Genomic DNA, 8,376 nt, shown 5'->3' on the forward strand with positions numbered 1-8,376 from the left:
CGTTATTACTGCTTCGTTTATTTTTAATATTTAATTAAAAATAGGTCTTTTTTTTAAGTCTACTTATACGCTTCGAAGTTTAGTTTTGAAAATATCCTGGAGAGGGAACTCCAGGATAAATCAATGACTTCGTAGGTTAATTTTATTTCCCTTTTCTTTTTAATTTTTTAATTGCAGCTTCAATCGATTGATCGGGTTCAATGGTGTTAGATGCTCCCCAAAAGTTTTCGTCACTAAAGTTTCCAATTTCATCTGCCATTACCTGATTTGATTTAAATCGCTCTTTCGCTTTGAATCTTGAGGCTTCACCTTCAGTCCTATCGGTAATAGCCATTTCAGTCATTACTGAAAATTTAGAGTTGAATAATTTACGCTTCCAATTGCATTTGAATTTTATTTCTCCACGAGCATAAGTGAAATACCATTTGCCACCTTTTTCTTGATAGTTGACAATGTAGTCGGCTGATAGCGGTGTTACTTTGACGCCAGACGGCTTTTTACGAATAAACATTCTTCTAACTTCGGATTCATTTTCCATATTTAAGCTAAACTTTGCACTACTCAATGCCAAATTGTTTGCATCAATATAAAACAGTCCGTAGTATAATGGAAGATTGATACCTTCTTTTTGCTTAAATTCAATCACGTAGTGAATCTTGTCATTAAGCTTGGTGATATTTTTAAAGGTATAGTCGTAGTTTTCAATAAAATCACCTGAAAGTAAGTTGTATGGGTTTTTAATAACGTCAAGCAAAAGTGTTGTGTTAGGGCCTCCTTGTAATTTAAATAGAAGGGTATCCATTTTTTTGACATCCTGACTTTTACGTCCTTTGTAAATTTGAACCTGATCGTCACGCATTTGTTTATAACCAGTCTTGTTGATGTTGACAATTGCTTCAGAAAGGGCAACATAGGTTCTGTTTTTCTTAATGGTTTCGCGATAGAAACCTTTCATCATGTTGGGATCAAGTGAGTAGTTTTCGGCTACTTTGTTCAAAATGCTTCGCACTAGGAATAGAGGATCATGAGGATAAATATTAACCTCACCAAGAGGAATGATCGCTGATTCTAACTCAAGAATATTCCTTCTAGGTTTCAATGAAGCAATTGCAAATTCTTTGTTTTTATATCCAATATGAGAAACTGTAATTGTTTTTACATCTAGATTTTTAGCAATCTTTAAAAGAAACTCGCCATCGCTGTTTGATACAGTTGCTACATTGGAACCATTAACTGAGATATTGGCGAAAATAAGCATCTCCCCAGTTTCTTTATTTTTAATTTCACCCTTGTAAACATTGTACTTAAGCGTGTCGATGACCTGTTGGGTATTAACTTTCTTCTTCTTTTTGAAGTTGATGTTTTCTGCTCCCATCACCTGACTAAAAGAAAGTACCAGTATAAATGAAAGCAATACCAAAACCTGTTTTCTGAAATTTGTTTTCATGATAGTATATTTTAAATGTTTAAAACTGTTAGAATAATATTTAGAGAAGGATTGGCCCGATCTTTCTGTCTTTCTACTTCTATGATGCTTAATCAGGATTATACCCTATCGTAAAATAATAAAATATACGAACTATTTATCTGGGTGTTGTTTAATGTGGTGACTATTAATCACATATGTGCATTCTGGTTGAAAAGAAATGGAGTTTGATGTTAAAAGAAAGGCTCCATTACCTTTAAAAGTAATGAAGCCTTCGAATATTTAATATGTATGAGATGTCGAATAGATTCGTATAATTATTCCGAAGCTTGTTCAATAATATGGAATGCCTCGTGCAACCACGCTTTACGGTCTTCACTTACGGTAGAGATTGCATCTTTTAGTTTGGCCATCTCATGTTCCTTAGATTTTGGGTCAAGGGCCTCTTCCATATTCTCAATTACGGTTAAAGCCTCAAATGCAATTTCGAAATTACCATTAATCAGTAAATCCACAAAGAGACCAATATGCTTGGCGAATTTTAAACTTGATTGCCAGCACATTTCAATTAATTTTTTCTGAATAGGCTGATATTTATCATTTTGAATGGCTGCAATAATTGGATCAACAGCTTTTGGATCTTTTATGTCGAAGATGAAATTATATAAAGCTTTTTCAATCTCAGGATTGCTTGGAGCATTCAAGTAGTCAAGAATAATGGGTAAATCATTAATGTTACCTTTTGCACGTAATTTTTCAATATTCTCAATAACGAGTTTGTCGTCCTTTAAATTTAGATCTATCATATTGTGGTTCTTTTAATTACTTTCTTGAAAACAAATATCCAGACGGATGAATGTCTATAATTTTTCTTTTAAATATTCTCCGGTAAATGAATCTGATTTTTGTATAATATCTTCAGGTAAGCCTTCAAAGCAAAGCTCACCTCCATTAATTCCCCCTTCAGGACCTAAATCAATAATCCAGTCAGCACATTTAATCACCTCCATATTGTGCTCAATCACAATTAAGCTGTGACCTCTTACAATTAGAGCATTAAAAGCATCCATAAGTTTGTTAATATCATGAAAATGGAGTCCCGTAGTTGGTTCATCAAAGATGAAAAGGCAAGGTTCAGCTTTTTCTTTAGCTAAGAACGACGCGAGTTTTACTCTTTGACTTTCACCACCACTTAAAGTACTTGAGGCCTGTCCCAGTTTGACATAGCCTAATCCAACATCGACCAAAGGCTTAAGACGCTGAGCAATTTTCTTCTCCGTTTTGCCAGTTGATTCAGTGAAAAATTCTGTAGCCTCATTCACGGTCATTTCAAGAATGTCGTGAATGTTTTTTTCGCGATATCTTACATCAAGTATATCATCTTTAAAGCGACGACCTTTACAGCTTTCACACTGCAAATAAACGTCGGCCATAAATTGCATTTCTACCTTAATGATACCTTCTCCCTGACATTCGTCGCAACGCCCACCATCAATATTGAAAGAGAAATGTGCCGATTTGTAGCCACTGTATTTTGCTGCTTGTTGCTCGGCATATAGTTTTCTAATCTCATCATAAGCCTTTAAATAGGTCACCGGATTAGATCGAGAGGATTTACCAATCGGGTTTTGATCAACAAATTCAACATTACTAATCATATGCAGATCGCCTTTAAGCGCATCAAAGTGACCACTTTTATCTGAATATCCGCCATAATGTTTCTTTAGGGCAGGGTATAGGATGGTTTTAATCAAGGATGATTTTCCTGATCCACTAACCCCTGTAACCAAAGTCATGGTGTTAAGAGGGAACTTGATATCCAATGATTTTAGATTATTCTCACGAGCTCCGAGAATTTCAATATAGTTATTCCATTTTCTCCTTGTGGTAGGTGTTGGAATGCTTCGTGTTTTTGAAATATATTGAGAGGTTAAGCTAACATCAGAATTCTTGAGCTCTTCCAAATCGCCTTGAAATACCAGCTCACCACCTAATCGACCAGCATAAGGTCCTATGTCAATAACCTGATCAGCAGCCATGATAATGTCTTCGTCGTGCTCAACTACAACAACCGTATTGCCAAGGTCACGCAGCTGACGGAGTACTTTAATTAAAAGTTCTGTATCTTTTGAATGCAGCCCAATACTAGGTTCATCAAGTATGTAAAGAGATCCAACAAGGCTACTTCCAAGTGATGTGGCGAGATTAATTCGTTGAGATTCACCTCCGGATAAACTACTTGATAGTCGGTTTAATGTCAGGTAACCCAGTCCAACATCAGAGAGGAATTGCAGGCGATTCTGAATTTCAATTAAAATTCGTTTAGCAACCTTTTCATCACTTCCCTCTAGTTTTAGATTATTGAAGAACTCGTTGAGATCAGAGATCGACATTAAAACTAAATCTTGGATATTTTTACCAGTAACCTTAATGTATCCAGCTTCTTTCTTTAGTCTGGTTCCACGGCAATCGGGACAAGTTGTCTTTCCACGATATCTCGATAACATGACACGATACTGAATTTTATATTGTTTGGATTCGATATATGCAAAGAAAGCATGTAAGCCTTTGAAATGCTTATTTCCTGTCCAAAGCAATTGCTTTTGCTCTTCGCTAAGTTCAAAGAAGGGTTTGTGAATTGGGAAATCGAATTTTTCAGCAGCAAATACGAGTTCATCTTTCCATTTCCTCATCTTTTCACCTTTCCAACACACGACAGCATCTTCATAAATGCTCATGGTTTTGTTGGGTATCACTAAATCTTCATCAATACCGATAACTTTACCGAAGCCCTCGCATTTAGGGCAGGCGCCAACAGGATTATTAAAGCTAAAAGTATGTGTGTGTGGGTCCTCAAATGTAATGCCATCAGCTTCAAAACGGTTTGAGAAACTATGGTAATTCAAATCCTTTGAGTCAGAAATAGATATTAAACATTCACCTTTTCCTTCGTAAAAGGCAGTTTGAATAGAATCAGCCAAGCGATTTCGGGTATCTTCTTCTTGATCAATACGAATTCTATCAATAATAATATGGATGTCTCCTTTTATGGACAATAATTTATCATCTTCTAAAACATCAAAGATTTTGTGTGCCTTTCCTTCAATTTCAATTCTTGAAAATCCTTGTTGTGATAGGATTTCAAGTTGTTCTTTTCTAGAACGTTCGTCATTAGGATGAAGTTCTGCCATGATCATGACAGTGGCATCTGGTTCTTGTTCCAGAGTGAAATTTACGACATGGCTAACGCTATGTCTTTTTACTAATGTATTCGAAATGGGGGAGTAGGTTTTTCCAACTCGAGCAAATAATAGCTTTAGATAATCGTAGATCTCAGTTGATGTTCCTACCGTTGAACGTGGGTTGCGAGTGTTTACCTTTTGTTCTATGGCAATTGCAGGTGGAATTCCTTTGATATAATCAACTTCAGGTTTGTTTATTCGCCCAAGGAACTGACGAGCGTAGGATGATAAGCTCTCAACATAACGACGCTGACCTTCGGCATAAAGAGTGTCAAAAGCCAAGGATGATTTTCCTGAGCCTGATAGTCCTGTGATCACAATAAATTTATTGCGAGGAATTTTTAAGTCGATATTCTTAAGATTATGGACCTTTGCTCCCTTTATGGTGATGAATTTATCTTGATGAATCATGTTTATCCTTGAATTTCTTAGCGAAATATAAAATCTTACAAATTTATTTAAGTTCTAACGATTTGCAAAACTCTTTATTATTTATAATCTTGCGAGTGATATAATAATTGACACACTAAAACCTACTTTGCTTATAGATCAATCTCTACACAGTATTACTTAAAATATAAAATGTGAAATTGGAGAATTTTGATTTAAAAAGCGATCAATATTATATTGAGCGATTTATTTCCGGCGACCAGTCTGGGATAGAAATGCTCATAACTCGCCACAAAGATAGGGTGTATACCTACATTTATCTAATTGTAAAAAATAAAGATCTGACTAATGATGTCTTTCAAGATGTTTTCATTAAAGTCATTCAATCTCTACGAGCTGGAAAATATCGTGACAACGGTAAATTTTTAGCCTGGGTATTTCGTATTGCCCATAATTTGATCATCGATCATTTTAGGCAGGAGAAGATGAATAAAGTTTATTCAAATGATGATTTTGAATTAGATCTTTTCAATTCAGATAAATTTAGCGAAGACAATTGTGAGGATATCATGATTCGATCTCAGGTGCATTATGAAGTGAAAGAATTGGTCGATCGTCTTCCATCAGATCAGAAAGAGGTAATTGTGTTGCGTCACTATAAAGGCTTGAGTTTTAAAGAAATTGCTGATGATACGGATGTTAGTATCAATACGGCATTAGGACGTATGCGTTATGCTTTGATTAATCTAAGAAAAATGATAGAGGATAAGCAACTCAATTTATTGATTTCATAGTGAGTGAAATGCTTTGCTAAATTTCATATACTAAAATAAAAATGTTCGCGTTATAGATGTTATAAACCAAAATATATGCGAATGAATTCTATTTTTACACTTGTAGGTTGGGCATCAACAAGGAATCATGATGATTTTCTTACTGAACTTGAAAGCATTTCTATTGATGACTTGATGGGATCGGGGGACTTAATCAATTATATAGATGATTCACTGCTTGAAGCACCAGCTAGTTTGATTAAGAGAATTATGCGTTACTCTGAAGCTCATAGTCATTTGAAAACACAGTACGACGGTCTTAACGATCTTATTTTGAACTAAAAAAAAAGCCAGATTTAAATCTGGCTTTTTTGTGAATATTTAATTTGTATTATTTCTTTTTCTTTCCCTTGTCTTTGCGTCCAAATATAGAAAGCTGAACATAGCGTTTGGGATGGGCTTTTAGATCAACCAACAATTCATCTAAATGTTTCGATGCTGATTCCATATGATGGTAAAGGCTATCATTTTTAAGAAAGGCTCCCATGCTACCTTTACCTGAATTTATTTGTTGGAATATTTCATTTACCTGAGCTAAAGCAGCGTTGGCATTATTGATAGTCGAAGTAATTTCTGCTTGTTTTAAGGAGTCAGAAATACTTGAGAAGTTACTTAGAATATTATTAATGTTTTTACCGTTAGATTCAAGATTTCCGGTTATAGATTCAACATTTGCCAATATCTTTTCCATATGAGACCTTTGTCCTGTCACTAATGTGTCAAGACTACTAGATGTATGCTCAAGCTTATTTATTGTGTTTTTAATACTTCTTAAACTCTGTGAAATATTATCACGAGCATCTGCATTAAAGATGTATTGTATCACGGTTAGTACCGAATCAACACTAGACATTAATTTCTCAGCTTTATTCTTAAGAGGTAGCATTTGCATACTGACTTGTTCCTTTAAGTCACCTTCAATACTGCCTTTAATGGTGTCACCTGCTAGTAACGGGGTTTTAGAATTTCCAGGAATAATCTGAATTTCCTTTGTTCCCATAATATCTGAACTAATAATTCGAGCAGTCGTATTGTTTGGCAGTTTGAAACCGTCACCCACCGAGAAGGACACAATTAAATCATTGATATTCGATTCACTGAATTTGATAGACTGAATTTGGCCAACTTTGAAGCCCTTTAGAGTTACAGGACTCGATTTTTTTAAACCATCAACTCGTTGATATTTTGCATAAAATAATTGGTCAGTTGAGAATATACTGTTTCCTTTTAGGAAATTAATTCCCCAAATAAAAATCGTAATGGCAGCTATAACCAATAATCCAATAGTAGCTTCTTTTGATATTTTCATTTAGTAATATTGTGTGATTACTTCATCCTTTCTTCATCAAAGGTAGAGAATAATTATTATGATTTTTGTATCTTTTTAGCTTCTTTAATAGAAATAGGCTTTCCCTTGTGATAAGCAACTATAAAACAGTCAGGAATTATTTTTTTAATTTCCTTTTTTTCGTTGATAATAGTCTTCAAGTTTGAGCTTTGTCCCACCGAGTATTTATAAACACCATTCACTTGCTTTTCTGCCACATTAGCAAGTCCTTTAAAAACCTTAGCGTTTAGTGAAATTTTCTTTGATGAGGATTTTATTTGCACACAATAATAAACCTCTGTTGACAATTCAATTGCAATAGGTTTTTCTTTCACCTCAAGGGTTCGGGAACTGTGTCGTTCAATTTCCTCCTTATACGACCTGAAGGCTCTGAAAATACCAGATGCCATATAGTCTTGCCCTTTTTCTGATCTTAGAAATCGCTCTTCAGTAGGGTTAGAAATAAAACCAACTTCGATTAAAACGGATGGCATACTAGCTTTTCTTAAAACCCATAACTCAGCAGCTTTTACGCCTCTTGATCGTCTGCCTACTCTGTTTTTAAATTGATGTTCGGTATGTTGAGCCATCGATGTACTATTATCGATATGTAAGCTATGCATCAAATTAAATATGATATATGAAGCTGGATCTTTAGGATTAAAACCTTCGTATTTATTGGTGTAGTCATCTTCGTAAAGCATCACGGAATTTTCTTTCATCGCAACAGCCAAATTATCTTTCGATTTGTGAAGACCTAAAATAAATGTTTCAGTCCCATAAGTTCTTGTATTATTCTCAAGGCTGTTAGCATGAATGGATAGGAAAAGATCAGCCTTGTTTTTGTTGGCGATTTCAGGACGTTTCTTTAGAGGGATAAAAACATCTGTTTCTCTTGTGTAAACAATTTCTATGTTGGGAAAATTGTCTTTGATATATTTTCCAGCTTTGAGTGAAATACTCAGTGCGATATCTTTTTCGTAGCAATGTTTACCTACTGCTCCAGGATCTTTCCCTCCATGACCTGCATCAATAACGATGGTGTTAATTTTATATTCTGAGTTTTGTCCGGAACAGAAAAAACTTATAGAATATAGGATAAAAAACATTGAAAAAAATAATACTCTATTCATTATATATTGTGAAATTTTATTCGAA

The 8,376-nt window shown here is 34.7% G+C and carries 7 protein-coding genes; 2 read left to right on the forward strand and 5 right to left on the reverse strand.

What is annotated here, in order from left to right:
• Positions 1-142 precede the first annotated feature (142 nt).
• From ABY905_RS10950 to uvrA, 3 genes are all read right to left on the reverse strand, one after another.
• Positions 143-1,447 (reverse strand): carboxypeptidase-like regulatory domain-containing protein, encoded by a 1,305-nt coding sequence (locus ABY905_RS10950; protein ID WP_372643636.1) that lies wholly within the window; start codon positions 1,445-1,447, stop codon positions 143-145.
• A gap of 296 nt (positions 1,448-1,743) precedes the next feature.
• Positions 1,744-2,232: a hypothetical protein gene (locus ABY905_RS10955; RefSeq protein ID WP_372643639.1), complete on the reverse strand. Its 489-nt coding sequence runs from the start codon at positions 2,230-2,232 to the stop codon at positions 1,744-1,746.
• 54 nt (positions 2,233-2,286) lie between these two features.
• The gene (gene uvrA, locus ABY905_RS10960; protein WP_372643641.1) at positions 2,287-5,079 is read right to left on the reverse strand and encodes an excinuclease ABC subunit UvrA; all 2,793 of its coding nucleotides are present in this window, start codon (positions 5,077-5,079) and stop codon (positions 2,287-2,289) included.
• A 173-nt stretch (positions 5,080-5,252) separates the two neighbouring features.
• On the opposite strand from uvrA, the gene ABY905_RS10965 reads away from it, so the two are divergent.
• Together ABY905_RS10965 and ABY905_RS10970 are read left to right on the forward strand one after the other, a co-directional pair.
• Positions 5,253-5,852, forward strand: coding sequence for an RNA polymerase sigma factor (locus ABY905_RS10965; protein ID WP_372643643.1), 600 nt, complete (start codon positions 5,253-5,255; stop codon positions 5,850-5,852).
• 81 nt (positions 5,853-5,933) lie between these two features.
• Positions 5,934-6,173, forward strand: coding sequence for a hypothetical protein (locus tag ABY905_RS10970; protein WP_372643646.1), 240 nt, complete (start codon positions 5,934-5,936; stop codon positions 6,171-6,173).
• Positions 6,174-6,222: 49 nt separating this feature from the next.
• Here the strand turns inward: ABY905_RS10970 and ABY905_RS10975 are convergent, their stop codons facing one another.
• Together ABY905_RS10975 and ABY905_RS10980 are read right to left on the reverse strand one after the other, a co-directional pair.
• A complete protein-coding gene (locus ABY905_RS10975; protein WP_372643649.1) occupies positions 6,223-7,200 on the reverse strand; it encodes an MlaD family protein in 978 nt (325 codons plus the stop codon).
• A 56-nt stretch (positions 7,201-7,256) separates the two neighbouring features.
• The coding region (locus tag ABY905_RS10980; protein WP_372643651.1) for an N-acetylmuramoyl-L-alanine amidase at positions 7,257-8,376 on the reverse strand (1,120 nt) is incomplete at its 5' end.

This window comes from Ancylomarina sp., assembly GCF_041555295.1.
Classification (GTDB): Bacteria; Bacteroidota; Bacteroidia; order Bacteroidales; family Marinifilaceae; genus Ancylomarina.